Here is a 340-nt window from a genome sequence, read left to right on the forward strand (position 1 = left end):
GCGGCCGGGTGCGGTGGCGGTTTCTGGTGGTGGGGTGTCGTTGTCGTATGGGGAGTTGAGTGCGGCGGCGAATCGGTTGGCCCGCCATCTGTGCTCGGTGGGTGTGGGTCCTGAGGTGTTGGTGGGGGTGTGTCTGGATCGGTCGGTGGAGCAGGTGGTGGTGATGTTGGCGGTGCATCGGGCGGGTGGTGTGTATGTGCCGTTGGATCCGTCGTATCCGTCGGAGCGGTTGGGTGTGATGGTGGGGGATGCGGGGGTGTCGGTGGTGGTGACGTCGTCGTCGTGTGTGTCGGTGTTGCCGGGGTTGTCGGCGCCTGTGGTGTTGGTGGATGGTCCGCAG

General features: G+C 65.9%; 1 protein-coding gene. It reads left to right on the forward strand.

Annotated features, from left to right (window positions below):
- Positions 1 to 13: 13 nt before the first annotated feature.
- Positions 14 to 340 (forward strand): AMP-binding protein (locus tag AC507J_RS32395; protein ID WP_496294388.1); only part of this gene is annotated, 327 nt, incomplete at its 3' end.

The sequence above is a fragment of the Micromonospora sp. PRAS1 genome (assembly GCF_059553435.1).